Here is a 24,322-nt window from a genome sequence, read left to right on the forward strand (position 1 = left end):
TAGGTCACATTTGTTAATGCGGGTGAGACAGAACTGCGGTATCCCTAAGGTCTGTACCCTGCAGCCGAAGCGACCAAAGGCCCGCAACCCTATGAACCGATTAGAAATTGAAACCCTGATCAGCAGCGTCGCCCTTGGTGATCGTAAGGCATTTAATGCGCTTTATGATGCAACCAGTGCGAAACTTTTGGGGGTGTGCCTGCGTATCTTACATGACCGCGCCGCAGCAGAGGACGCCATGCAGGACACGTTTATCAAAGTCTGGAAGAATGCCGACCGCTTTGCGGTAAACGGCTACAGCCCGATGACGTGGTTGATCACGATTGCGCGCAATACGGCCATTGACCGGTTGCGGGCGAACAAACCATCTGTCGACATCGAAGATTATACAGACACGATCGCATCATCTGGCCCCACTGCCGAAGGACAAGTGATCGCATCGGCAGAGGCACGGCGCATCACCAAATGCTTTGGCGAATTGGAACCAACACGCAGCGCGGCCATCAAAGCAGCCTACCTAGACGGTTTGCCATATGCCGACCTTGCCACGAAATTTAACGTACCTCTGAACACCATGCGCACATGGTTACGGCGCGGCCTTATCGCACTACGGGAGTGTATGTCGTAATGAGCAAACAAGCAGACATGACCCCCGACGACACCGAATTTGCAGCCGAATACGTTTTACGCGTGTTGCCTGACGACGCCCATCGCGCGGCGGCGGCGCGTGCTGCGTCTGATCCCGAATTCGCCGCACAAGTGCGCGAATGGGAAGACCGGCTTGCACCGCTGACTGACGAAATCATGCCCGTGACTCCGTCCGGCATCGCAAAATCCGACCTGATGGAACGCCTGTTTGGTGTCGATCCGGCACCGGGCCTTCTGGGACGGGTCGGGTTCTGGAAAGGTCTGACCGTCGTCTTGTCGGGTGCGGCAATCGCGTCAACGCTGATCTTGTTTGGGCCAACGGAACCTGTTGCCGTAGGGCCGACATATGTGTCCGAACTGGCCGCCGAAAACGACGATCTGCGCATCTTGGCGGTTTACGATGTAGGCGCTGAAAACATCCAGATCACACGGACGTCGGGTGCCGCGAACGATGGTCGTAGCTTACAGCTTTGGTGTCTTGTCGACGGTGTTGAACCGCGCCCTGTGGGTGTTTTGACCGATGATCCGACAGCAACGATCCGCTTGCCCGCCGCGTGGTTCGATGGCGTCGATAGCTGGAGCCTTGCCGTCAGTGACGAACCGCTAGGTGGATCGCCGACTGGTTTGCCAACAGGTGACGTCTTGGCTGTCGCGCAAATGACGCGTCTGTAACGCTTAAGCGCTTTCGAGCACTTCAAGGAACGCATCGCCAAAGCGTTCGGCGTATTTTTCGCCGATCAGCTTTTCGATCATCGTGCTATCCGCGCCGCGCAGTTGTGCGACTTTGGCCAACAACGACGCATTCAGGCTCATCGGTTTATCCGCACCATGCGGGCCGCGTTGCAGGTCGGTCTGGACAGCCAGCAACCGATCATAAACGTCGCCTTCATTGCGTCCAGCGAGTTTGCGGCGTTGGGGATGCAGCTGTTCTGCCTCACCCGCAATCACTTCAAGAAACGCATTGCCGTAACTTTCCAGTTTCTTCGCGCCGACACCGCCGATACGGGCCATATCGTCCAGCGTCATAGGACGCTTTTCAGCCATTTCGATCAACGTGCGATCGTTGAAAATGATATAGGCGGGGGCATTTGCCTGTTCGGCCAGATAACGGCGCTTTGCTTTCAGCGCGGACAGCAACGGTGCGTCTTCTTCGCTGACCATCTGGCGGACTTTCGGGCCCGTACCTTTTGCCGCGCGGATCGTATCGCGACGCAGTTCAATCGACGCTTCGCCCTTCAAAATCGGAATCGCCCCGTCGGTCATCCGCAACGCACCATGCCGTGCGGGATCAGGACGCATCAGATCATGGCCCATCATCTGCCGGAAGATCGCCTGCCATTGGCGGCGGTCGTATTCCTTCCCGACACCATAGGTCGGAAGGCTGTCATGACCACGCTGGCGGATTTTGTCCGTATTTGCGCCAAGCAGAATGTCGATCAGATGACCAGACCCGAACCACTCTTCTGTCCGCAACGCGGCTGACAAGGCCATGCGCACAGGCGTGGTCGCATCGAAAATCTCGGCGGGTTTATCGCACAGATCACACTTGCCGCACGGCTCTGGGTTTTCGCCGAAGTAACGCAGCAGGTTCACGCGGCGACACCGCAGCGCCTCTGCCAACCCTAGCAACGCATTCAACCGCCCATGATCAGCAGCACGCCTTTCAGGTGGCGCAATCCCTTCGTCGATCTGTTGCCGACGATACCGGATATCGTCGGGGCCAAACAACGTCAGTGTTTCGGCAGGATCACCATCCCGACCGGCACGACCGATTTCTTGGTAATACGCCTCAATGGATTTCGGCAGATCAGCATGCGCGACCCAGCGGATGTCAGGCTTATCAATTCCCATCCCGAAGGCGACGGTCGCAACCACAATCAACCCGTCTTCTTGCTGAAAACGGCGTTCCACATCGCGGCGTTCTTCGGCGTCCATGCCGCCGTGGTAATAACAGGCGGAATGTCCGACCTCGCGCAGCGCACCCGCCAGCGTTTCAGTTTTTGCACGCGTGCCGCAATAGACGATGCCGGACTGGCCTTTGCGCGCACTTGCAAAGTTCAGGATCTGGGCGCGGGGCCCATCCTTCACCTGAAATGCGAGGTGAATATTCGGGCGGTCAAAACCATACAAAAACGTCGCAGGCTTTTCGCCGTCGAACAGTTTGCGAATGATCTCTTCTTGTGTTTCGGCATCTGCCGTGGCGGTAAAGGCGGCCAATGGCACATCCAAAGTCGCCCGCAGTTCACCGATCCGCAGATAATCTGGACGGAAATCATGGCCCCATTGGGAAACACAATGCGCCTCGTCGACGGCAATCATGCTGACACCCGCACGGCGCAACATGTTGATCGTCCCGCTCGATGACAGACGTTCAGGGGCCATATACAGCAGCTTCAGCGTACCCGCTTCAAGCCCGCGCCAGACGGCATCGGTCTCTTCATCCGTATTGCCGGACGTCAGCGCACCGGCCTCAACCCCCGCTTCGCGAAGGCCCCGCACCTGATCGCGCATCAACGCAATCAGCGGAGAAATCACAACAGTGACACCATCGCGGACCAATGCTGGCAATTGGAAACATAAGGATTTGCCGCCACCCGTTGGCATGATCGCCAGCGTATTGCGCCCATCAACCACAGCTTCGACAATGTCTTGTTGGCCGGGCCGGAAGGCATCGAATCCAAACACATCACGAAGTAGCGTGGCAGCGCCCATCGGGGAAATCCTGTTGTTTTTTGTTATCTGCTCGTTTGCCTAACAGTCTCATATGAATGCCCTCTAAACAAGGGCGAAGGATGCGGTGATACGCCGCCGCACCGCTTCTTTTGGCCTTAAATATCCTCGCCGAAGGCATCGCATTTTGCAAAAATGCGACACCGCGTGTGCCAGCCCTCGAACGAGACATTGACGGGGGCTAGCCCGCAAACCCTCAGAGTTGTTAGGGACAGATGAAATTCAGAGCCGCTCAATTGCGAGCGCGATGCCCTGACCGCCACCGATGCACATCGTGATCAAAGCGCGTTTGCCGCTGATGCGTTCCAGTTCATACATCGCCTTCACCGTGATGATCGCACCTGTCGCGCCAACCGGATGGCCAAGCGCAATCGCACCGCCATTCGGGTTGACCTTCGTGGGGTCCAGATCAAGGGCGCGATTTACTGCGATGGCCTGCGCGGCAAAGGCTTCGTTGGATTCGATCACATCGAAATCAGGCGCCTTTAGGCCGGTCTTCTTCAGCAGATTTTGCACAGCTGGCACAGGACCAATGCCCATAACCTCTGGCCGCACACCTGCGTGGGCGTAGCCCAAAACGCGGAACGCTGGCGTTAAGCCTGCCGCGACGGCTGCCGCTTCCGTTGCCATAACAACCGCAGCCGCCCCGTCGTTTAAGCCAGATGCGTTGCCCGCCGTGACGCTGCCGTCTTTCTGGAACGCAGGACGCAGGCCTGCGAGTGCATCCAGTGTTGTGGCCTTCGGATGCTCGTCCGTCGCAAATTCAACCGTGTCGCGGCGTTTGCGCACTTCGACCGGCACGATCTGATCGTCAAACCGACCAGCTGCAATCGCGGCGGCCGCACGCGTCTGGCTTTCCATCGCAAAGGCGTCTTGGTCTTCGCGTGTGATGCTGTGTTCACCCGCCACGTTTTCTGCCGTCACGCCCATATGGCCTGTCCCGAACGGGCAGTTCAGCGCGCCGAGCATCATGTCCTGGGACTTGATATCACCCATCTTCGCCCCCCAACGGGCGTCGGTCATGATGTAGGGCGACCGCGACATGTTTTCAGTCCCGCCCGCCAACGCGAAATCGGCGTCACCTAATGAAAGCGCTTGGAACATCGACACAATCGCCTGCACACCAGACCCGCATAGACGGTTCACGTTCATCGCAGGTACCGTATCCGGCACGCCCGCTTGCATCGCGGCGACGCGGCTGACGTACATGTCTTTGGGTTCTGTGTTGATCACGTGCCCGAATGCGACTTGGCCGATTTGATCCGCTGCAATACCCGCACGGCTAATCGCCGCCTGCGCCACTGTCGTGCCAAGCGTGATCGTCGTCGTTCCCGCCAATGATCCGCCAAAGCCGCCGATCGCTGTCCGTGCGCCGCCCAAAATTACGATATCTGTCATAGTAAATCCTCCCGTTTCGCCCTGCTTATCGCAAACACAGGCCAGCGCGAGGTGGGACGTTGGGTCATAAATCTGCACAACGCCTGCGACCTGCGCTTTCCTCTCGCCTCTGGCGTGTTAGGTCTGGGGCAAAGGAAGATGCCGATGCTGCTGAACGCGACCAATATTCACAAGACATTTCATACCGCTGATGGGCCGTTCGCGGTGCTGCGCGGTGTCGATCTGACATTAGACGCTGGCGAAAGCCTCGCGTTAACCGGTGAAAGCGGCAGTGGGAAAAGCACGCTGCTCCATCTGATTGGCGGTCTTGATACGCCTGATCAGGGGCAGATCATGATTGACGGCGCGGACATTGCCGCGATGGATGACACGGGGCGTGCGACGCTGCGGCGTGGCACCGTTGGCGTTGTCTTTCAGCAGTTCAACCTGATCCCAAGCCTGCGGGTCGCGGATAATATCGCGTTTCAGGCCCGTCTTGCGGGCACGAACGACACCGCATGGAACGCTCATCTCGCTGATAGCATGGGCCTGACCCCCCATCTGCGTAAATACCCGGAACAATTGTCCGGTGGGCAACAACAGCGCGTGGCGATTGCTCGCACGCTGGCCCCGCGTCCCAAACTGGTGCTTGCGGATGAACCAACCGGTAACTTGGACGAAGCGACAGCGGACGACGTCATGTCCCTGATGCTGGCGCTGGTTGCCGATACGGGGGCTGGCCTGTTGATGGTCACGCATTCCGACGCGCTAGCGGGGCGTCTCGCGCGGCGCGTTCATCTGCGGGCAGGGCAGGTCGCGTGACGCGGACCGCCCTTTCTGCACTGCTGTCGCACTGGCGGCGCAATCCCTTGCAATTATTCACTTTGCTGGCCGGATTGGCGCTGGCGACCGCATTGTGGTCCGGCGTGCAGGCCGTGAACGCAGAGGCGCGCGCAAGCTACGACAATGCCGCCGCGACCTTGGGCGAAGCCAGTTTTGATCAACTCGTGTCCAGCGACGACGCACCGATTGCTCAAGCGGATTATGTCGCACTGCGCCGCGCGGGCTGGCTGGTCAGTCCCGTTGTCGAAGGGCAGATCAACGGTGTTCGTCTGATCGGGATCGATCCGCTGACCGCGCCGGGTGGTCTTGGTCCCGTTGATCTTGCGGCGGGCGCGGACATTGGCGCATTTCTGTCGGGCAACGGCCAAATCTTCGGCACAACTGACACGATTGCAGCACTAGACACGTTGGACGTCGACGGCGTCATCACACCGGAAACCGCCCCGAATGTCGCCTATACTGACATCGGCGTCGCGCAGCGTCTTCTTAACCGTCCCAATCAAATTGATCTGCTTGTCGTGGCCGCTAACCAGCCCATCGTGCAAACACCACTACCTGAAATCGCCCCGAACCTGATCCGTCGGACCGCCCAAGCCGGATCTGATGTGGCGAAGCTGACCGATAGCTTCCATCTTAACCTCACCGCATTTGGGCTGCTGTCCTTTGCCGTCGGTATTTTCATCGTGAACGGGGCGATTGGTCTCGCGTTTGAACAGCGTAGGCCCGTCGTCCGCACGTTGAGGGCGCTGGGCGTGCCGTTGAACCGATTGATCGGGCTGATTGCGGTCGAGCTCATGCTCATGGCGCTGGTCGCGGGCATCATCGGGGTGGCACTTGGCTACGTCATCGCGGGGCTTTTACTGCCGGGGGTCGCCGCGACGTTGAACGGACTTTACGGGGCAGAGGTGGCAGGAACCCTGCAACTGCGCCCCAGTTGGTGGTTGTCAGGTCTGGCGATTGCGCTGGGCGGCACAGCCGTCGCAGCGGCAGGGGCACTATGGAAACTCAGCCGGATGCCACTTCTCGCCGCGGCACAACCCCGCGCCATGGCGATGGCGGCAGGACGCCGCGCGCAGGTGCAAGGCATATTGGCTGCAGTGCTAATCGGCACAGCAATTATCTTGGCGCTGACAGCAAAGGGACTGGTCGCAGGTTTCGCCATGCTCGCGGCGCTTTTGATCGGCGCGGCCCTTGGTTTGCCTGTGATCCTTAGCGTTTGTTTGGCCTTCGGGGCGAACCGCGCCAAAGGCGTCATCGCGCAATGGTTCTGGGCAGATACGCGGCAGCAATTACCGGGATTATCACTCGCGCTCATGGCGTTGCTGCTTGCGATGGCGGCAAACGTGGGCGTGTCGACGATGGTCAGCAGTTTTCGCCTGACATTCGTCGGTTTCCTTGATCAACGCCTCGCGTCGGAACTGTACGTCACGGCCACCGACACCGCACAGGCCGACGCCATAATCGACCGGATCGCACCCGAGGTGGACATCACCCTGCCCATCATGGCGGCCACGATCCCGCTGGAAGGCATCCAGACCGAAGTTTACGGCACCCGCATCCACAGCACCTATCGCGACAACTGGACCTTGCTGGAAAGCGGCGATGCCCCTTGGGACCGTGTCGAGGCAGGCGAGGCGATCTTGATCAACGAACAATTGTTCCGGCGGGCGGATTTGCGGGTCGGTGATACGCTGGACGTCGACGGCGAACCGCTGGTGATCGCGGGTGTGTATGGGGATTACGGCAACCCGATTGGGCAGGCTGTGATCGGCGAAGATATCTTTGAACGGATGTACCCCGACATCAGCCCTCTGCGGTTTGGCCTACGGATCACCGACGGCGATGTAGGTCGCGTACGGACGATCCTAAATGAAGATGTCGGCATCCCAGAGGCGAACATGATCAACCAAGCGGGGATCAAAGCGTTTTCGCTCGACGTCTTTGACCGGACCTTCATCGTCACCACAGCTTTGAATGTGCTGACGCTCGCCGTTGCTGGTTTCGCGATCCTGATGAGCTTGCTGACATTGGCCACCATGCGCGTCCCACAGCTTGCCCCTGCTTGGGCGGTGGGCGTGACGCGCAAACAACTGGGGCGGCTCGAAGTATTGCGTGCAATTTTGCTTGCCTTGCTCACCGCAGTGATCGCTTTGCCGTTGGGGCTTGGGCTGGCGTGGGCGTTGCTGGCAGTGGTGAACGTCGCGGCCTTCGGGTGGGAACTGCCGATGTATTTCTTCCCGTGGGATTACGTGCGGCTGTTCGGTTTCGCGGTTCTCGCAGCCGCTGTCGCAGCCCTTTGGCCCGCCATCAGGCTGGCCCGGACCCCGCCTGCTGATCTGCTCAAGGTGTTTTCCCATGAACGTTAAAGCCATCGTCTTCGCGCTATGTCCGATCATGGCGCAAGCCCAAGGGTTTGCCGGCCTCGGCGGTGACGCGGACGGGTTCAGCGTACCGACGCCGGACCCTGTGTTTGATTTCCCCACAGACCACGGCCCGCACAACGACTACCGCATCGAATGGTGGTATCTGACGGCGAACTTGCAAGGCGATGACGGCACCGATTATGGCCTGCAATGGACGTTGTTCCGGTCCGCTTTGGCCCCCGAAGCAGGCGCAGGTTGGACCGCGCCGCAGCTGTGGATGGGACACGCGGCTGTCACCACGCCAACCGACCACTACGTCACCGAACGCATCGGGCGCGGCGGGATCGGGCAGGCGGGTGCGATAGCGGACCCGTTTGAGGCATGGATCGACGATTGGACTTTGGTAGGGGACTGGACGACGCTGGACATGACCGCCAGCGGCCCTGATTTCGCCTACGACATGGACCTGACCGCGCAAGGCCCGCTGATTTTTCACGGCGACGCTGGCTATTCGGTTAAATCAGCGGGGGGGCAGGCGTCTTATTACTATTCTCAACCCTATTTCGACATCGCAGGTACGCTGATCTTGCCTGACGGGCCGGTCGCAGTCACGGGCAGCGCATGGCTCGACCGCGAATGGTCATCGCAACCGTTGGCCGCGGATCAAACTGGCTGGGACTGGTTTTCCCTTTCGTTCGATGATGGGACCAAGATGATGGGGTTCTTGCTGCGCCAATCCGATGGCAGCGCCTATTCGTCTGCCACTTGGATCGACAGCGATGGGACGACAACCGCCTACCCAGACGGCGCGTTTCAGGCCGAACCGCTGGCTAAGTCAGATACCAGCGGCGCAACAATTCCGACAACATGGCGGGTCCAATTGGCGGACAAGGGCGTAGATGCAACGGTCACGGCGATCAACACAGACGCGTGGATGACAACGTCAGTGCCCTATTGGGAAGGGCCGGTGCGGATCACAGGCAGCCACACAGGTCGCGGATATTTGGAGATGACAGGCTATGAATAACTGGTGGGAAACGCTCGACGGGACACAGGCGCAGGTCTGGGATCGGCTGACGCAGGGGGCGGCTGAGCGGGCGCACGTGGCATTAGGGACCGTCAGCATCGACGGCCAGCCAGAGGTGCGGACCGTGGTGCTGCGCGACGTCGATCCGGACACGCGCACCTTGGAACTCTACACCGATCTGCAGTCCGACAAAATCACCAGCCTACGGAACAATCCAAAGGCTGCGATCCACCTTTGGGACGCTGACCTCGCACTGCAAATCCGCGTGCGAGCCGATGTCACGATCCTAACCGGTGACGCTGTCATGGATCGTTGGAACGCCGTGCCGGATCATTCCAAAAACAGCTACGGGATCACGCCGGCACCCGGCCAGCCAATCCCACAAAGCACCGCCTACACCAAGAAACCCGATCCCGCTGTCTTTGCCGTTCTGTCCTGTCAGGCGACCCATATTGACACAGTTTATCTCGGTGACATCCATCGGCGTGCGGCTTTCTCACAGGTCGGTGACTGGACCGGAAAGTGGCTAGCGCCGTAACAATCGCACCGCTATCAAACGAGGCATGAATACACAGCTCCCCCAAACCCGTGATCTTGTTCTTGTTGGCGGTGGTCACACCCATGCGCTTGTGCTGCGATCATGGGCGATGAAACCGCTACCCGGCGTGCGCCTGACGGTCATTAATCCGGGACCAACGGCACCCTATTCCGGCATGCTACCGGGGTTCGTTGCAGGACATTACACGCGGGACGATTTGGACATCGATCTGGTGCAGCTTGGCCGCTTTGCGGGCGCACGGGTCATCCTTGGGGCGGTTGATCATATCGACGTAGACGGCAAAACCATCAGCGTACCGGGACGACCACCGATTGCCTATGACGTGACCGCCGTTGATGTGGGGATCACATCGACAATGCCGTCGTTGAAAGGCTTCACGGAAAATGCCATTCCTGCCAAGCCCTTGGGCGTATTCGCAAGCCGCTGGGACGCCTTCCGTGCAACGGCAAAGAACCCGCATATCGCGATCATCGGTGGCGGCGTTGCGGGGGCGGAACTTGCGATGGCGATGGCGCATGCCCTACGCTGCGACGGGTCCGATGGCGCCGTGGTCCAGCTTGTGGATCGGGGCAGCGTCCTGAAAGACCTTGGGTCCGTGGCCAAAGGCAAGGTGCTTGGCGCGTTGGAAACCCAAGGCGTCACGCTCATCGAAAACGCAGACGTTGCCGAAATCGCGGCGCATGGCGTGATTCTGACGGACGGCACGCTGATCAAATCCGACTTCACCACCGGTGCGGCGGGCGCAAAACCGCATGACTGGGTGGCGGGGCTTGATCTGGACATCCACGAAGGCTTCATCACCGTCAACGACAAGCTGCAATCCAGCAATCCAGACGTTTTTGCGGTTGGCGATTGTGCGCACCTCAGCTTCGATCCGCGTCCAAAGGCGGGCGTCTATGCGGTCCGCGAAGCACCGGTTTTGTTCGATAACCTTCAGGCGCATTTGTCTGGACGTGATCTGCGGGCGTATAAGCCACAAAAGGATTACCTGAAGCTGATCTCGCTTGGCGGGAAATCAGCGCTCGCTGAAAAGTTCGGAACAGCACGGCAGGGGACACTGTTGTGGAAGCTCAAGAACCACATCGACCGGACCTTTATGAACCAGTTCGACGGGCTCAGCCCGATGGCCTTGCCTGATCTGCCGGAAACGGTCGCGCTGGGTGTCCGTGAAACGCTTGGTGACAAACCCATGTGTGGCGGCTGCGGGTCAAAGGTCGGGCGCGGGGCGTTGCGGAACGTGCTGTCTGACCTGCCACGCGCGCAAAGGGACGATATCCAATCCGTCGCGGGCGATGATGCCGCAATTCTGCAAACAGGTGACGCGACCCAAGTCATGTCGACGGACCACCTGCGCGCAATGATCGACGATCCGGTCATGATGACGCGCATCGCGGCGGTTCACGCGCTGGGCGATATCTGGGCGATGGGGGCGCAGCCCCAAGCCGCGACCGCAACGATCATCCTACCGCGCACGTCAGAGATATTGCAGGAACGCGCCTTGGCCGAAATCATGACCACCGCGCATGACGTTTTCACCGATGCAGGTGCGGCCATTGTCGGCGGTCATACATCACAAGGTGACGCGCTGACCATCGGTTTCACGGTCACGGGGCTGGTGGACGGACAGCCGATCACGCTGAAAGGTGCCAAAAAGGGCGACGCGCTGATCATAACAAAACCCATCGGGTCCGGCGTGATCATGGCGGCAGAAATGCAATGCAAAGCGGCAGGCGCAGACGTGGCAGCCGCATTGCATCAAATGGTGCAAGGGCAGGCGGACGCGGCGGCGGTGTTAAAAGACGCGCATGCGATGACCGACGTCACAGGCTTCGGGCTTGCGGGGCATTTGGCAGGTATCTGCGAGGCGTCTGGCGTCGGTGCAGAAATCACCCTAACGGACGTGCCGTTGATGCAGGGCGCGCGCACATTGGCAGAATCTGGGCAGCAGTCCTCATTGTTCGATTCCAACAAGGCGGGTGTGGCAGGTGTCGAATGCACGAACTCCGCTCTGTCTGACCTGATGTTCGACCCGCAAACCGCAGGTGGATTGCTCGCGGCTGTTGATCCGTCACAAGCCGCTGATGTAATCGCAAAGCTGAAACAGGCCGGGTATCCAGCCGCCCAGATCGGGACGATCACGGATCAGGTCGGGCGGATCATTCTGCGCGATTAATCAACGCGGCGATTTGATCTGCGGTGCGCCGTAACCCGTCGGAATCAAGCGTTTCGGCCCTGACCTGCCCCAGCAATTGATGCGCTTGCAGCGCCCGTGCCTTGTCGTAAGCGGGGTCGTAATGCGTTTCCATTAGCGACGCTGCGAATTTCTGCAGATCACCAGACACAAGTGCCGCCTGCCAAGCATCCACAACAGCGTGGCCCCGAATATAGCGCATCGGTTGCAGGCGCCCAGACAGCGCAGTCAAATCCGTCGATACATCCGTGTATGCCTTCGCCAAGTAGGCCGCACGCGTCGCAACAGAGGCCGCAATCATCACACGCGGGGCGGCGCACATGGCTGACCAAACCGACGGAGGCAGGTTAATCCGGCCAATCTTGCTGCTTTCCGCCTCGATCACGACGGGCTTTGATGGATCACAGGCGACAAACGCCTGCGCAAGTGCAGTTTCAAACGCTTTCTGGGCCGGCTGCGGGGCGTCAGTCCCTCCTAAAAGCGACCCGCGATGGGCGGCAAGGGCTTCCAGATCAATGGTCTGGATGCCGCGATCCCTAAGATGCCCGAGCACAGCCGTTTTGCCGGTGCCGGTGTTCCCGTCCAGCAGAATAATCCGGTGCGGCAACGGCGCCTCATACAGATAGTCATGCACCAAACGGCGGTAGCTCTGATAACCACCCGCAATCGTTTCGGCACGCCACCCGATCTGCTGCAGGATCGACGCAAACGACCCTGACCGCTGACCGCCCCGCCAGCAATAGACCAACGGCTGCCAACCGCCGTCGTGATCGCGCAAAGGTCCGTCAAGATGATCGGCAACATTACGGGCCACCATCGCAGCCCCACGTTTGCGGGCGCGAAAGGCACTGTCACGGACATACATTGTGCCAATTTCGGCGCGTTGATCGTTGCTCAAGGCAGGCAGATTGATCGCGCCTGGGACGTGATCTTGCGCGAATTCCGCAGGCGAACGGACATCAATAATCGTGTCCGCATTGTGGGCTGCAATATCCTGAAGGGTCGCGAATTTGACGGGCATGGTGGCCTTAATCGGCTGGGATCAATGGCACCCTGCCAGTCTCGGTCAAGATATAACAGTCCCGACCGACAAACACGGCGGGGATCAACGGACGACCATAACCTGCGCCTGCGTCCAGATCGACGCGATTGCCGAAATGGGTCGGTGCCTCTAGCGCTGTGTGGCCGTGCACGACAAGTTTGCCGTGATCGGTTGTGTCATCCAAGAACCCTTCGCGGATCCAAAGCAGGTCTTCGGGGTCTTGATCGGCCAGCGCGACGCCCGGCATGATGCCAGCATGCACGAAAAGCAGATCGTCCGTTTCAATGGTCAGCGGCAACGCATTGATGAAGTCAATATGGGCCTGCGGAACAGCCTTTGCTGCGGCCTGCTGAACCTGATCAGGTGTCAACGCACCCGCATCGGTTTGATAATGCAGCAGTATTTCCTGTTCACCACGGGTATGAGCCGCGAAAATGGCTTCGCCTTTAACGCCGTAGGACGCGATCGTATTGGTCCCGCCCAAACGTGGGTTCAACCAGTTGATGCCTGACGCGACACGTGGATCGTGCTGTTTGCCCATCGTGACGAAGTTGGCAAAGAACCGGTCGTGATTGCCCATGATGAAGCGCCAGTTTTTACCGGCCTTTTGACCTGCAATCAGGCGGTCAATCACTGCGCAAGAATTCAGGCCACGGTCGGTATAATCACCCAAGAACACGATTTCCGCGTCCGGACCGCCATCCTGTTCAATAAGGTCAAGCGCATGGTCGAGCATTTCGATCTGACCGTGAATGTCACCAATTGCGTAGATCATAAGGTGTGTCCTGAAATTGTAAGTTACACGCGCGGATAGTGCGGGAGCCTCCGGCGGGGATTTGGAAGACGTCAAAGAAGCAAAAGGGCCGCTCAATCAATGAGCGGCCCGCTTGGCTTACACCTCGAATTTGAGGGTTTTGATTTTTTGGAACAGTCCGGTGTCGGCTAACGCCTTCAGCGCATCGGCTGGCACAGGTTCGTCGACGTAAAGCATCGCGATGGCCTGCTCTTTCGCGGCGGACCGGCCAAGGGTAAAGTTCGCGATGTTAACGTCATGCGCGCCAAGCGTTTGGCCCAAGGACCCGATGATGCCCGGTTCGTCTTTGTTGGTCGTGTAGAGCATATGTTCACCGATCTCGGCGTCGATGTTGATGCCTTTGATCTGGATAAAGCGCGGCTTACCGTCGCTAAACACTGTGCCCGCGATGGACCGTTCCATTTCGTCAGTCACAACGGTCACTTTCACGTAGCCGTCGAATGTGCCAGACTGGTCCTGCTTCGTTGTGGACACCTGAATGCCGCGTTCTTTTGCAATCACAGGGGCGGAGACCATGTTCGTATCCGGGTTCACCTTTTTCATGATGCCCGCGATGACAGCCGCTGTCAGCGCCTTGAGGTTCATGTCGGAGGCTTCGCCGTCGAACAGGATGTTGATCGCTTTGATCGGCTCGTCAGTCACCTGACCGGCAAAGTTACCAAGGTGGCCGGACAATTTGATCCATGGGCCCATGATCTTGGCTTCTTCCGCCGTGACGGATGGCATGTTCAGCGCGTTGGAAACCGCACCTGTCAGCAGGTAGTCGGACATCTGTTCTGCGACCTGCAGGGCCACGTTTTCTTGGGCTTCGGTTGTGGCAGCACCAAGGTGCGGTGTGCAGACAACGTTTGGCAGGTTGAACAGCGGGCTGTCTGTTGCAGGCTCAACGGCGAAGACGTCAAACGCAGCGCCAGCCACGTGGCCGGATTTCAGGGCTTCAGCCAGTGCCTCTTCGTCCACCAGACCACCACGGGCACAGTTGACGATGCGCACGCCTTTTTTGGTCTTGGCGATGTTTTCTTTCGACAGGATGTTGGCTGTCTGATCCGTAAACGGCACGTGCAGCGTGATGAAATCAGCGTTTGCCAGCAGTTCGTCGAGTTCGACCTTTTTCACGCCCATTTCAGCGGCTTTTTCTTCGCCAAGGAACGGATCGTAGGCCATGACTTTCATGGACAGACCTTTCGCGCGATCACACACGATCCCGCCGATGTTGCCTGCGCCGATGACGCCAAGCGTTTTGCCTGTCAGCTCAACACCCATAAACTTGGACTTTTCCCATTTACCAGCGTGTGTAGACGCGGATGCTTCTGGGATTTGACGCGCAACAGCGAACATCATCGCGATGGCATGTTCGGCCGTTGTGATCATGTTGCCGAATGGCGTGTTCATCACGATGATACCGGCTTTGGATGCCGCTTCTTTGTCGATGTTGTCGGTGCCGATACCGGCGCGGCCGATGACCTTCAGGTTCGTGGCGGCCTCGATGATTTTCTGGGTCGCTTTAGTCGCAGAGCGGATCGCAAGACCGTCGTAATGCGGGATCGCGGCCAGCAGCAGGTCCTTGTCTTTGCCAAGGTCAGGCTGGAAATCAACGTCGATGCCACGGTCTTTGAAAATCTGAACAGCGGCAGCAGAGAGTTTGTCGGAAATCAGTACTTTAGGAGCGGCCATTGGAATGGTCCTTCAACTTAAGGGGAATGTGCCACCCCATCAGCGGGGTGGCGAATTTTCTGGAAAATTCGGGCTTTACGCCGCGATTTCAGCTTCGAACGCCCAAGCCAGCCATGGCAGCATGGCTTCGATGTCAGATGTTTCCACCGTCGCACCACACCAGATCCGCAGACCGGCAGGGGCATCGCGATACGCACCGATATCAAGTGCGACGTCTTCGTCAGCCAGACGTTTTGCGACGGCTTTGGCGAATGCTGCACCGTCTGTGATCCGGTCGTCTGTGAACTTCAGGCAAACAGATGTGTTCGACCGTGTCGCATCATCTTCGGCGAGGTTCGCGATCCAGTCGTTCGCATCGCAGAAATCAAAGATCGCCTGCGCGTTGGCATTGGCGCGGTCTTGCAGGGCTTTCAGACCACCGATGTCTTGCGCCCACTTCAGCGCAACAAGGTAATCTTCAACAGCCAGCATGGATGGCGTGTTGATGGTTTCGCCGCGGAAAATACCTTCGATCAATTTGCCACCCTTTGTCAGGCGGAAAATTTTCGGCAGTGGCCACGCAGGTGTGTAGTTTTCCAAACGCTCAACAGCGCGTGGGGACAGGATCAGCATGCCGTGTGCCGCTTCGCCGCCCATGACTTTCTGCCAAGAGAACGTTGTCACATCCAGTTTGTCCCATGGCAGGTCTTGGGCAAACGCAGCGGATGTCGCGTCGCACAATGTCAGACCCGCACGGTCCGCTGGGATCGCGTCGCCGTTTGGCATCCGCACACCGGATGTTGTGCCGTTCCATGTAAAGCAGACGTCGTTGTCATAGTTCAACGCAGCCATATCAACGATGTGACCGTAGTCTGCGGTATGTGTTTTGGCTTCGATCTTCAGCTGCTTGACCACGTCAGTGACCCAGCCTGCGCCGAACGATTCCCATGCGACCATTTCCGCCGGACGTTCGCCCAGCATGGACCACATCGCCATTTCAAAAGCGCCAGTGTCGGATGCAGGCACGATCCCGATGCGGTAATCGGCGGGGATGCCGAGGATCTCGCGTGTCAGGTCAATGGCTTCTGCCAGTTTGGATTTGCCAATAGCGGCACGGTGCGAGCGGCCCAAGGGCGCGTCAGCAAGCTTGTCCAATGAAAAAACAGGGGGTTTGGCACAGGGGCCAGAAGAAAAACGTGCGTTCGCCGGGCGCACAGCCGGTGGTGTCGTGACCATTACTGGTATCCTCACAGATATATGCCCTTCGTTGGGGAAGGGTGTCCCGCTGATCGAAATAGGGGCAAGCCGCCGCCACGACAACAGGGAAAATGACGCGGCTGCCGATTCTTTTGTCGGTTTTGGTCGATACGTGGTGCGGATCGGAAACTTGGCGCTTGGCGTTGCTGGTCGTGCTGTTTGCGTTTATTTGGCGAAGGGAAGCAGGCAGACCGCACTGTAGAATAGACGGCGTAAGGACTTTGAAATGTTTGTAGCAACCTTTTTGTGCAACCCGGCGCGCCCGACATTGGACCCCGCATTGGTCGAAAGCTTACGGAACGCTTGGGGCGGCGGTGATGTAGTCTGGTTGGCCGCTGATGAAGCCGCTGAATTTTCGCTGCAAACGATGCCGGAAAACGCAGATGAGGTCTGGCAAGTGTGTCAGGATCAATCCGTTGACCTGATCATCCAGCCCGCTGATGGCCGCCGCAAGAAGATGCTGATCGCCGATATGGACAGCACGATGATCCAGCAGGAATGTATTGACGAATTAGCCGCAGAGGCTGGCGTCGGTGACCGTGTTGCGGGGATTACTGCGCGCGCGATGAACGGTGAGTTGGATTTTGAAGAAGCGATTGATGAACGTGTCGGACTACTGGCTGATCTACCCGAAACGATCATTGACCACGTCCTGAACACCCGCATCACTTACATGCCCGGTGGTGCGACACTACTGAAAACGATGCGCGGGCAGGGGGCCTATGCGGCGCTGGTGTCCGGCGGGTTCACAGCTTTTACAGCGCGTGTCGCGTCTGAACTAGGCTTTAACGAAAACCGTGCCAATACTCTCGAAATCGCGGATGGTAAGCTCACCGGTAAAGTCGTCCGTCCGATCCTTGGCCAAGACGCCAAGCTAGAGGCGCTGAACGGGATCACCGCCACGCTGGGCATCACGCCTGCCGATGCAATCGCTGTCGGCGACGGCATGAATGACCTTTTGATGCTTGAAAACGCGGGCACAGGTGTCGCGCTACACGGCAAACCGGCGCTGCAGGAAAAGGTATCGGTCCGCGTAAACCATGGTGATCTAACGGCCCTTCTTTACATGCAAGGCTACGCTAAATCGGAATTCGTCACATGAAACGTGATCTGAAACCCGCCACCATTGCCGCGCACGCCGCAGGCGCCGTCGATCTGCAAAGCGCGGGCGTCGTGCCACCCATCCAGCCTGCTACAACCTTCATGCGCGATGAAAACTATGCACTGGTGCGCCCCGACAACATCTATTCGCGCGATGATAGCGACACGGTTCGAACCGCAGAGCATGTGATCACGAAGCTGGAACAGGCCGAAGACACGCTTTTGTTCCCCGCAGGTATGGCCGCGATTGCGGGTGTCTTCCGGACACTTTTGGCAGGCGACACAGCGCTTGTGCAATCCGGTATCTATTGGGGCACAACAAAGTGGATCCGCGATTTTTGCGCCCGTCGCGACGTGACATTGCACGAAGTCGAGGCAAGCGATGCCGCGGCTCTGAAAGCAGCCTGTCAGGCGCATCGCCCGACGTTGGTGTTCATTGAAACGCCATCTAACCCGTGGCTGCGGACCGTTGATGTCGCGGCTGCGGCACAGGCAACCCATGCCGTTGGCGGCACATTGGTTGTGGACGCGACAGCAGCGACTCCTATCTTGATGAAACCGCTCGCGCTGGGTGCGGACATCGTGATGCATTCCGCGACAAAGGCGATCAACGGACATTCGGATGTCTTGGCGGGTGTTCTTTCTACGAACGCCCCAACTGATCCGATCTGGGAAGCGATAAAAATGGATCGCCACGATGCGGGCGCGGTTTTGGGACCGTTCGAAGCATGGCTCTTGATCCGTGCAATGCGAACGCTGCCGTTGCGGGTCGAACGGATGACCGAAAACGCGATGACGCTGGCGCAGTACCTTCACAGCCACCCACAGGTCGAAGACGTCTTCTACCCCGGTCTGCCCCATCATCCCGGACATGAGGTCGCGAAGCAGCAGATGAGCGGCTATGGCAGCTTGCTATCAGTTCTCGTCAAAGGCGGACGGGCCGAGGCGCTAAAGGTGGTCGGCAAGCTGCAGCTATTCCTGCGGGCCACGTCCCTAGGCGGCGTCGAAAGCCTTGTGGAACATCGCCACACGATCGAACCGCACACAGGCATCCCCGAAAACCTGATCCGTGTTTCAGTGGGGATCGAACATATTGACGACCTGAAAGACGACTGGGAACAGGCGCTGTCATAAATGGAAGTTGCCGTTGAACTGGTCATCTTGCTGGTGGCCGCAGCCTTTGCCGCGGGTATTGTGGATGCGATTGCGGGGGGCGGCGGGTTGATCACGCTGCCTGCGCTCGTCTTGGCAGGGGCGCCACCGGTAACAGCAATCGCAACAAACAAGGTACAGGGCGTATTCGGCGCTGCCATGGCCGCATGGACTTACGGGCGGGCAGGGCATGTCGATCTGCGCGCGCAATTGGGGCCAGCGGTTATCGCATTTGTGGCGGCCATCATCGGTGCGTTTCTGACCGCACAACTGCCGACAGACGTGATCCGCTACGGCCTACCCGTGCTTCTGATCGCCATCGCATTGTTCTTTGCGCTGAAACCCGGATTGGACGATCTGGACCGGACCCGCAAAATCAGCGCAGGCGTGTTTGTTGTAACCATCGTGCCGCTTGTGGCGTTCTACGACGGGCTGATCGGGCCGGGGGCTGGTGCGTTCTACATGATCGGCTTTGTGGCCTTCGCGGGCTTCGGCGTGTTGAAAGCAACGGCACATACGAAACTGCTGAACTTCGCGTCAAACGCAGGCGGCATCGCAGCTTATGCGCTTGTGGCGGAACCATGGTGGATGGTCGGGCTGGCGATGGCTGCGGCGCAAATTGCGGGTGCAGCTGTGGGGGCGCGACTGGCGATGCGTGTGGGGGCCAAACTGATCAAACCCGTTGTGGTGATCGCGGCGACGGCACTGGCACTGCGTCTGCTCTGGGACATGATCTAGAAAAAAGCCCGGACCAAAAGGCCCGGGCAAGTCCAACAGGGAGGTGGTGATATAACCCGATCACCAGCGGGCTTCGGTATAGGAACCAGTGAACGTCACAATGGTTCCCACATTATTCAAACTTTACGCGACGAGGCGATAACCACCTGATTCCGTAACCAAAAGACGGGCATTGGATGGATCAGGTTCGATCTTCTGACGCAAGCGGTAGATGTGTGTTTCCAGCGTATGCGTGGTCACACCGGCATTGTAGCCCCAAACTTCGTGCAGCAGTACGTCGCGGGCAACCACGCCTTCGGTGGCACGGTACAGGAACTTCAGGATGTTGGTTTCTTTTTCGGTCAGACGTACTTTTTTGTCGTCTTCCGTGACCAACAATTTCTGCGCAGGCTGGAACGTATATGGCCCAAGCTGGAAAACCGCGTCTTCGGATTGTTCGTGTGTGCGCAACTGGGACCGGATACGGGCCAGTAGAACAGGGAACTTGAACGGCTTGGATACATAGTCATTCGCGCCAGCATCCAGACCGTAGATCGTGTCGGCATCGCTATCTTGGGCGGTCAGCATCACAATCGGGCACTTCACGCCTTGCTTGCGCATCAGGCGGCACAATTCACGACCATCTGTGTCTGGCAGACCAACATCAAGGATCACAAGATCGTAGATGCTTTCCTTCGCCTTCACCATCGCGCTTGCGCCATCGTCGGCCTCAAACACGTCGAAATCTTCAGTCATAATCAACTGCTCACCCAGCGCTTCGCGCAGGTCGTCATCATCGTCGACAAGCAGGATTTTCTTCAATTGAGCCATCGGGACTTTCCTTCGTTGTTACGCTAGAAGTGATCGCAAATTGATCATCAGGCAAGAACGAGAGGGTGCGCCTCACACGGACGTGTGCTTTGATACAGCTAATGTTTCACTTTCGCCCTAAAACGGCTATCGGCTGAAACAATTGAAAGGGATTTCGGCGTGAGCTTCATACCAACTATTACAGAACGACTGGCGCGCGCGCGGGCGGATTTGCGCATGGGCGTGCCTGTTGTGGTGACAGATGGCGGCGAATCCGGCGGGCTTTTGGTGCTGGCAGCTGAAACGTTGGACAAGGCACGGCTGGACGATTTGCGGGGTTTGGGCGGCACGCCCGTCATCGCGGTGACGGGACGACGGGCCGAAACGCTGAAAGCGCGCGCCTATGATGGCGACATCGCGCGTGTGGTCTTGCCCGCAGACGCAACACTGAAATGGGTGCAATCCATCGCTGATCCCGCAGACGACATGCGATCGCCAATGAAAGGTCCGCTGGCGACCGCCAGAGAAGGTGACGCAGATGCGCACCGCGCGGCGATTACATTGATCAAAGCGGCACGGTTGTTACCCGCCGGTGTTTGTCTTGCGGTCGATAGCGCATTTGCCAAACAAAACGACCTGACCGCTATTCCTGCCAGCGCGATCATGGACACGCGGCTTTCGCCGTCATTACCTATCGTCGCGGCCCGCCTGCCGATGGAAGCATCAGAGGCGGGGCGCCTACACATTTTCCGGCCCGATGACGGGGCCGAAGAACATTACGCCATTGAAATCGGCAAACCCGACCGGTCAAAACCCGTGCTCGCGCGGCTGCATTCGGCGTGTTTCACCGGCGACGTGCTGGGATCGCTGAAATGCGACTGCGGACCACAGCTTCACGGGGCACTGGCGGCTATGGGTGAAAATGGTCAGGGGGTTCTGCTGTACCTGAACCAAGAAGGACGCGGGATCGGGCTGGCGAATAAAATGCGGGCCTATTCGTTGCAGGATCAGGGGTTCGATACTGTTGAAGCAAATCACCGCCTTGGGTTTGAAGACGACGAACGGGATTTTCGGATCGGGGCTGACATCCTCAAAAAGATGGGCTTCAGCGCTGTGCGGCTGATGACCAACAACCCCAACAAAATCGCGCGGATGGAAGGCGAAGGTATCGCCGTGACGGAACGCGTGCCGCTGAAGATTGGCGAAAACAGATTCAACACGGCTTATCTCGCGACCAAGGCCGCAAAGTCCGGACATTTTTTGTGACTGCGGGACCTTTGGGCGGACATATAGGAGACGTCAAACAAACAGGTGCAGCGCGTGAAATCCTCTGATCTTGTTGTGACGCCGTCTGGTTTACGGTTTATGGGGCGACGGTTCCCGCGCACAATCGGGCGTGGCGGGCTGACTGACCGCAAAGCCGAAGGCGATATGGCAACACCGCGCGGCGTGCACCGGATCGTGGGGATGTTGTACAGACCTGACCGGATCGCGAAACCTGCGGATTGGGCGCTGCCGATTGGGCCGCGTGATCTTTGGTCGGATGATGTGCGCGACGAAGACTACAATATGATGGTGCGTGCGCCACACGCGTTTAGCCACGAACACCTGCGCCGTGCCGACCCGATGTACGACCTGATCCTGATTACCGATTGGAATTGGCCCTATGCGGTCAAAGGTCGCGGATCGGCCATCTTTATCCATCAATGGCGCGGTAAAGGACGGCCCACAGCAGGCTGCGTTGCCTTCCGGCGGGACCATTTACAGTGGATTGCACCCCGTATTCGGCCAGATAGCCGACTTGTTATCGCATAACCACTGGACCTTGACCCATATTCCGGTCCAAACGGACAAGGAATTTGAGATATGAAACACCAAGGCCTTTTTATGACCCCCGACCAGATCGCCCAGCTTCCCTATCGCCCATGTGTTGGCATCATGCTTGCCAACCCGCGCGGCCATATCTTTGTAGGGCAGCGCATGGATCGGGACCAAGACGCTTGGCAAATGCCGCAGGGTGGCGTCGACAAAGGTGAAACCACACGCGATGCCGCAATTCGTGAATTGTGGGAAGAAACAGGTGTGCCGGAAAAGCTGGTTACGATCGAAGCGGAAAGCGCTGGTTTGATCCCCTACGATTTGCCGCACGCCATTGTCCCGAACATCTGGAAGGGCAAATATCGCGGGCAAGAGCAGAAATGGTTCTTGATGCGGTATCATGGCACGGACGCCGATATTAATATCGCGACCGAACATCCGGAATTTTCCGAATGGAAATGGATGCCGAAGGATCAGCTTGTTGCAAACATCGTGCCGTTCAAGCGTGAAGTCTACGAAAAAGTTCTGGCTGAATTTTCCGCAAAACTTTGACCTAACGTCAAAAAAACAGTTTCCCTTTGGTGCGGACCAACTAAGGTCCGCCTCATGGGGAATACAAAATTTGATAGTCGGTCCGTTGGTCTCGATATTGGCCTGTCTTTTTCGCGCTGGCTGACGGGTCGCGAAAATCTGCATTACGGGATCTGGGACGGATTGGACGTTTGCGCGGGCAATGTCGGTGCCGCCCAAGAAGCATATACCGCGAAACTGTTCGAACTACTGCCAGACGGGCCACTGCGTATTTTGGATATCGGTGGTGGCGCTGGCGAGACGGCGAAAAAACTGGTTGCCCTTGGGCACGACGTCGAAATTGTTGTACCAAGCGCGTTTCTGGCAGAACGGTGTCGTGCCAATGCGCCCACTGCCGTTGTACACGAAGCGATGTTTGAAGACGCCGAACTCAGCGGCCTGTTCGATCTTTGCCTGTTCTCCGAAAGCTATCAATACATCCCGCTTGATCAGGGCATACCCAAATGCATGACGCTGCTGAAGCCGGATGGCCATATCCTGATCGCGGATTGTTTTCGCAGCGAAGGCTTTTCGCCCGACAAAGTCCAAGCCACAGTTGGTGGCGGTCATCCCATTCAGAAATTCCATGCCTTTCTGGCCGACCAGCCGCTAGACCTTTTGTCGTCCGAGAACATCACCCAAAGCGTCGCCCCTTCGATTGATGTCGAACAGGGGCTGTTTAATGTCGTGGGCTACGGGATGGGGCGCGTGGACGAGCAGATGGCGGTCCAACGACCTAAGACACGGTCTGTCGTGCATTGGATGATCCGGCGTCTGCTTAGCCCGCGCAAACGCGCCCGCCTTGATCAACGGTTGAACCAGCAAACACGGACCGCCGCGCATTTCTCGGCGAACAACACCTATCTTTTGCTTAAGCTACAGGTCCGTGCCGCTTAACCTTTTCCGCGACGTCCGCGCGGATCTTGGCAAGCGCATCTTGCAGCATCGGGATGCGTCGTGGCCGGAAACTGTCGCCTGTCACAATCAGATCGCGCATCCGGTCTAGCCTGAACACGCGACTGTCGCTGCGCAAATGGCACCAGCCGATCACGCAATGCTTGTCTTGCAAGAACACAATCCCAAGCGGATCAATCGTCCGTTCCGTCTGTGCGCCTTTTCCGTCCTCGTATCTAAACGCGACTGAATATTCGTCCCATGTCGCCCGTCGCAATGCGGCAACGTCAATGCTGGGCTTGGGCGGGGGTACAATCCGGTTCACCGCCAGCACGGCATGTTTCAACCGATGCGCTTGGGCGCTGGGCAGGCGGGCCTGCAATTTAGTAAGCGCATTTTCTGCGGCTTTGGCCAATGCCGGATCAGCAATCGCTTGAACATCGCGTAAACCCAATACCAAGGCTTCAATCTCTTCGTCGTTAAACATCATCGGCGGCAACGCGGGGTCTTCAGTCAGCGCATAGCCATATCCAGCGGTGCCATCGATCACAGCGCCCAACCCCCGCAACGCTTCGATATCGCGGTATAGCGTCCGTTCGGACACCCCCGTTTCCTGAGCGAGCAGGGCTGCGGTCACGGGCGGGCGATGGTTGCGCAGGGCTTGCATCAGTTGGAACAGGCGATTTGTGCGGTTCATGCCCCATCATATCACACATCCTGACAAAAGTTGACAGGAGGCCGCGCTATCACGGGGGC

General features: G+C 58.2%; 22 protein-coding genes. 14 read left to right on the plus strand and 8 right to left on the minus strand.

The window, feature by feature from the left end; genetic code table 11:
• Positions 1-91: 91 nt before the first annotated feature.
• Together AC0L7R_RS03480 and AC0L7R_RS03485 are read left to right on the plus strand one after the other, a co-directional pair.
• Positions 92-628, plus strand: coding sequence for a sigma-70 family RNA polymerase sigma factor (locus AC0L7R_RS03480; RefSeq protein WP_473658813.1), 537 nt, complete (start codon positions 92-94; stop codon positions 626-628).
• Positions 628-1,320 (plus strand): anti-sigma factor domain-containing protein, encoded by a 693-nt coding sequence (locus AC0L7R_RS03485; protein ID WP_473658815.1) that lies wholly within the window; start codon positions 628-630, stop codon positions 1,318-1,320. The genes AC0L7R_RS03480 and AC0L7R_RS03485 overlap by 1 nt, the downstream gene beginning before the upstream one ends.
• A gap of 3 nt (positions 1,321-1,323) precedes the next feature.
• On the opposite strand, the gene recQ is transcribed toward AC0L7R_RS03485, so the two are convergent.
• Together recQ and bktB are read right to left on the minus strand one after the other, a co-directional pair.
• Positions 1,324-3,360 (minus strand): DNA helicase RecQ, encoded by a 2,037-nt coding sequence (recQ, locus tag AC0L7R_RS03490; RefSeq protein ID WP_473658817.1) that lies wholly within the window; start codon positions 3,358-3,360, stop codon positions 1,324-1,326.
• A gap of 240 nt (positions 3,361-3,600) precedes the next feature.
• A complete protein-coding gene (bktB, locus tag AC0L7R_RS03495) occupies positions 3,601-4,776 on the minus strand; it encodes a beta-ketothiolase BktB (RefSeq protein WP_473658819.1) in 1,176 nt (391 codons plus the stop codon).
• 144 nt (positions 4,777-4,920) lie between these two features.
• On the opposite strand from bktB, the gene AC0L7R_RS03500 reads away from it, so the two are divergent.
• The 5 genes from AC0L7R_RS03500 to selD are packed head-to-tail and all read left to right on the plus strand — an operon-like array spanning position 4,921 to position 11,720.
• Entirely contained in the window at positions 4,921-5,577 is a 657-nt protein-coding gene (locus AC0L7R_RS03500; protein WP_247129202.1) for an ABC transporter ATP-binding protein, read from the plus strand.
• On the plus strand, positions 5,574-7,964 hold the full coding sequence (locus AC0L7R_RS03505) for an FtsX-like permease family protein (protein ID WP_473658821.1): 2,391 nt from the start codon (positions 5,574-5,576) through the stop codon (positions 7,962-7,964). Before AC0L7R_RS03500 ends, AC0L7R_RS03505 begins: the two co-directional genes overlap by 4 nt.
• Positions 7,954-8,988 (plus strand): lipocalin-like domain-containing protein, encoded by a 1,035-nt coding sequence (locus AC0L7R_RS03510; protein WP_473658823.1) that lies wholly within the window; start codon positions 7,954-7,956, stop codon positions 8,986-8,988. Before AC0L7R_RS03505 ends, AC0L7R_RS03510 begins: the two co-directional genes overlap by 11 nt.
• Positions 8,981-9,526 carry a pyridoxamine 5'-phosphate oxidase family protein gene (locus AC0L7R_RS03515; RefSeq protein ID WP_473658825.1) on the plus strand — a complete coding sequence of 182 codons (546 nt, stop codon included), beginning with the start codon at positions 8,981-8,983 and terminating at the stop codon, positions 9,524-9,526. Before AC0L7R_RS03510 ends, AC0L7R_RS03515 begins: the two co-directional genes overlap by 8 nt.
• A gap of 25 nt (positions 9,527-9,551) precedes the next feature.
• Complete coding sequence (gene selD, locus AC0L7R_RS03520; RefSeq protein ID WP_473658827.1) at positions 9,552-11,720, plus strand: selenide, water dikinase SelD; 2,169 nt, start codon at positions 9,552-9,554, stop codon at positions 11,718-11,720.
• Here selD and mnmH read toward each other — a convergent pair.
• The 4 genes from mnmH to AC0L7R_RS03540 all read right to left on the minus strand — a co-directional run bounded on the left by mnmH (position 11,704) and on the right by AC0L7R_RS03540 (position 16,483).
• Positions 11,704-12,759, minus strand: coding sequence for a tRNA 2-selenouridine(34) synthase MnmH (gene mnmH / locus AC0L7R_RS03525; protein ID WP_473658829.1), 1,056 nt, complete (start codon positions 12,757-12,759; stop codon positions 11,704-11,706). The genes selD and mnmH overlap by 17 nt on opposite strands.
• A gap of 7 nt (positions 12,760-12,766) precedes the next feature.
• Positions 12,767-13,555: a metallophosphoesterase gene (locus AC0L7R_RS03530; RefSeq protein WP_473658831.1), complete on the minus strand. Its 789-nt coding sequence runs from the start codon at positions 13,553-13,555 to the stop codon at positions 12,767-12,769.
• Between the two features lie 117 nt (positions 13,556-13,672).
• Positions 13,673-15,268, minus strand: coding sequence for a phosphoglycerate dehydrogenase (gene serA, locus AC0L7R_RS03535; RefSeq protein WP_473658833.1), 1,596 nt, complete (start codon positions 15,266-15,268; stop codon positions 13,673-13,675).
• A gap of 75 nt (positions 15,269-15,343) precedes the next feature.
• On the minus strand, positions 15,344-16,483 hold the full coding sequence (locus AC0L7R_RS03540; protein ID WP_473658835.1) for a phosphoserine transaminase: 1,140 nt from the start codon (positions 16,481-16,483) through the stop codon (positions 15,344-15,346).
• A 247-nt stretch (positions 16,484-16,730) separates the two neighbouring features.
• Between AC0L7R_RS03540 and serB the strand changes: the two genes are divergently transcribed.
• Genes serB through AC0L7R_RS03555 form a run of 3 tightly spaced genes read left to right on the plus strand, consistent with a single transcriptional unit; the run spans position 16,731 to position 19,495 of the window.
• Complete coding sequence (gene serB, locus AC0L7R_RS03545) at positions 16,731-17,606, plus strand: phosphoserine phosphatase SerB (RefSeq protein ID WP_473658837.1); 876 nt, start codon at positions 16,731-16,733, stop codon at positions 17,604-17,606.
• Entirely contained in the window at positions 17,603-18,739 is a 1,137-nt protein-coding gene (locus AC0L7R_RS03550) for a PLP-dependent transferase (RefSeq protein ID WP_473658839.1), read from the plus strand. Before serB ends, AC0L7R_RS03550 begins: the two co-directional genes overlap by 4 nt.
• Positions 18,740-19,495, plus strand: coding sequence for a TSUP family transporter (locus tag AC0L7R_RS03555; protein WP_473658841.1), 756 nt, complete (start codon positions 18,740-18,742; stop codon positions 19,493-19,495). It abuts the gene before it with no gap.
• Positions 19,496-19,618: 123 nt separating this feature from the next.
• Here the strand turns inward: AC0L7R_RS03555 and AC0L7R_RS03560 are convergent, their stop codons facing one another.
• Entirely contained in the window at positions 19,619-20,305 is a 687-nt protein-coding gene (locus tag AC0L7R_RS03560) for a response regulator transcription factor (protein ID WP_247129214.1), read from the minus strand.
• 159 nt (positions 20,306-20,464) lie between these two features.
• Between AC0L7R_RS03560 and ribA the strand changes: the two genes are divergently transcribed.
• The 4 genes from ribA to AC0L7R_RS03580 all read left to right on the plus strand — a co-directional run bounded on the left by ribA (position 20,465) and on the right by AC0L7R_RS03580 (position 23,569).
• On the plus strand, positions 20,465-21,550 hold the full coding sequence (gene ribA / locus AC0L7R_RS03565; RefSeq protein ID WP_473658843.1) for a GTP cyclohydrolase II: 1,086 nt from the start codon (positions 20,465-20,467) through the stop codon (positions 21,548-21,550).
• A gap of 54 nt (positions 21,551-21,604) precedes the next feature.
• Entirely contained in the window at positions 21,605-22,099 is a 495-nt protein-coding gene (locus AC0L7R_RS03570; protein WP_473658845.1) for a L,D-transpeptidase family protein, read from the plus strand.
• A 72-nt stretch (positions 22,100-22,171) separates the two neighbouring features.
• Positions 22,172-22,654 (plus strand): RNA pyrophosphohydrolase, encoded by a 483-nt coding sequence (locus tag AC0L7R_RS03575; protein WP_247129351.1) that lies wholly within the window; start codon positions 22,172-22,174, stop codon positions 22,652-22,654.
• Positions 22,655-22,708: 54 nt separating this feature from the next.
• A complete protein-coding gene (locus AC0L7R_RS03580; RefSeq protein ID WP_473658847.1) occupies positions 22,709-23,569 on the plus strand; it encodes a methyltransferase domain-containing protein in 861 nt (286 codons plus the stop codon).
• Here the strand turns inward: AC0L7R_RS03580 and AC0L7R_RS03585 are convergent.
• Positions 23,544-24,263 (minus strand): WYL domain-containing protein, encoded by a 720-nt coding sequence (locus AC0L7R_RS03585; RefSeq protein ID WP_473658849.1) that lies wholly within the window; start codon positions 24,261-24,263, stop codon positions 23,544-23,546. The genes AC0L7R_RS03580 and AC0L7R_RS03585 overlap by 26 nt on opposite strands.
• Between the last annotated feature and the right edge of the window lie 59 nt (positions 24,264-24,322).

This window comes from Yoonia sp. D2-7, from assembly GCF_055809435.1.

Excerpts from the sequence above, each read along its gene's own strand:
- AC0L7R_RS03480 (WP_473658813.1), top strand. The coding sequence starts at position 92 with ATGAACCGATTAGAAATTGAAACCCTGATCAGCAGCGTCGCCCTTGGT.
- AC0L7R_RS03485 (WP_473658815.1), top strand. The coding sequence starts at position 628 with ATGAGCAAACAAGCAGACATGACCCCCGACGACACCGAATTTGCAGCC.
- recQ (WP_473658817.1), bottom strand. The coding sequence starts at position 3,360 with ATGGGCGCTGCCACGCTACTTCGTGATGTGTTTGGATTCGATGCCTTC.
- bktB (WP_473658819.1), bottom strand. The coding sequence starts at position 4,776 with ATGACAGATATCGTAATTTTGGGCGGCGCACGGACAGCGATCGGCGGC.
- AC0L7R_RS03500 (WP_247129202.1), top strand. The coding sequence starts at position 4,921 with ATGCTGCTGAACGCGACCAATATTCACAAGACATTTCATACCGCTGAT.
- AC0L7R_RS03510 (WP_473658823.1), top strand. The coding sequence starts at position 7,954 with ATGAACGTTAAAGCCATCGTCTTCGCGCTATGTCCGATCATGGCGCAA.
- AC0L7R_RS03515 (WP_473658825.1), top strand. The coding sequence starts at position 8,981 with ATGAATAACTGGTGGGAAACGCTCGACGGGACACAGGCGCAGGTCTGG.
- selD (WP_473658827.1), top strand. The coding sequence starts at position 9,552 with ATGAATACACAGCTCCCCCAAACCCGTGATCTTGTTCTTGTTGGCGGT.
- mnmH (WP_473658829.1), bottom strand. The coding sequence starts at position 12,759 with ATGCCCGTCAAATTCGCGACCCTTCAGGATATTGCAGCCCACAATGCG.
- AC0L7R_RS03530 (WP_473658831.1), bottom strand. The coding sequence starts at position 13,555 with ATGATCTACGCAATTGGTGACATTCACGGTCAGATCGAAATGCTCGAC.
- serA (WP_473658833.1), bottom strand. The coding sequence starts at position 15,268 with ATGGCCGCTCCTAAAGTACTGATTTCCGACAAACTCTCTGCTGCCGCT.
- AC0L7R_RS03540 (WP_473658835.1), bottom strand. The coding sequence starts at position 16,483 with ATGGTCACGACACCACCGGCTGTGCGCCCGGCGAACGCACGTTTTTCT.
- serB (WP_473658837.1), top strand. The coding sequence starts at position 16,731 with ATGTTTGTAGCAACCTTTTTGTGCAACCCGGCGCGCCCGACATTGGAC.
- AC0L7R_RS03550 (WP_473658839.1), top strand. The coding sequence starts at position 17,603 with ATGAAACGTGATCTGAAACCCGCCACCATTGCCGCGCACGCCGCAGGC.
- AC0L7R_RS03555 (WP_473658841.1), top strand. The coding sequence starts at position 18,740 with ATGGAAGTTGCCGTTGAACTGGTCATCTTGCTGGTGGCCGCAGCCTTT.
- AC0L7R_RS03560 (WP_247129214.1), bottom strand. The coding sequence starts at position 20,305 with ATGGCTCAATTGAAGAAAATCCTGCTTGTCGACGATGATGACGACCTG.
- AC0L7R_RS03575 (WP_247129351.1), top strand. The coding sequence starts at position 22,172 with ATGACCCCCGACCAGATCGCCCAGCTTCCCTATCGCCCATGTGTTGGC.
- AC0L7R_RS03580 (WP_473658847.1), top strand. The coding sequence starts at position 22,709 with ATGGGGAATACAAAATTTGATAGTCGGTCCGTTGGTCTCGATATTGGC.
- AC0L7R_RS03585 (WP_473658849.1), bottom strand. The coding sequence starts at position 24,263 with ATGAACCGCACAAATCGCCTGTTCCAACTGATGCAAGCCCTGCGCAAC.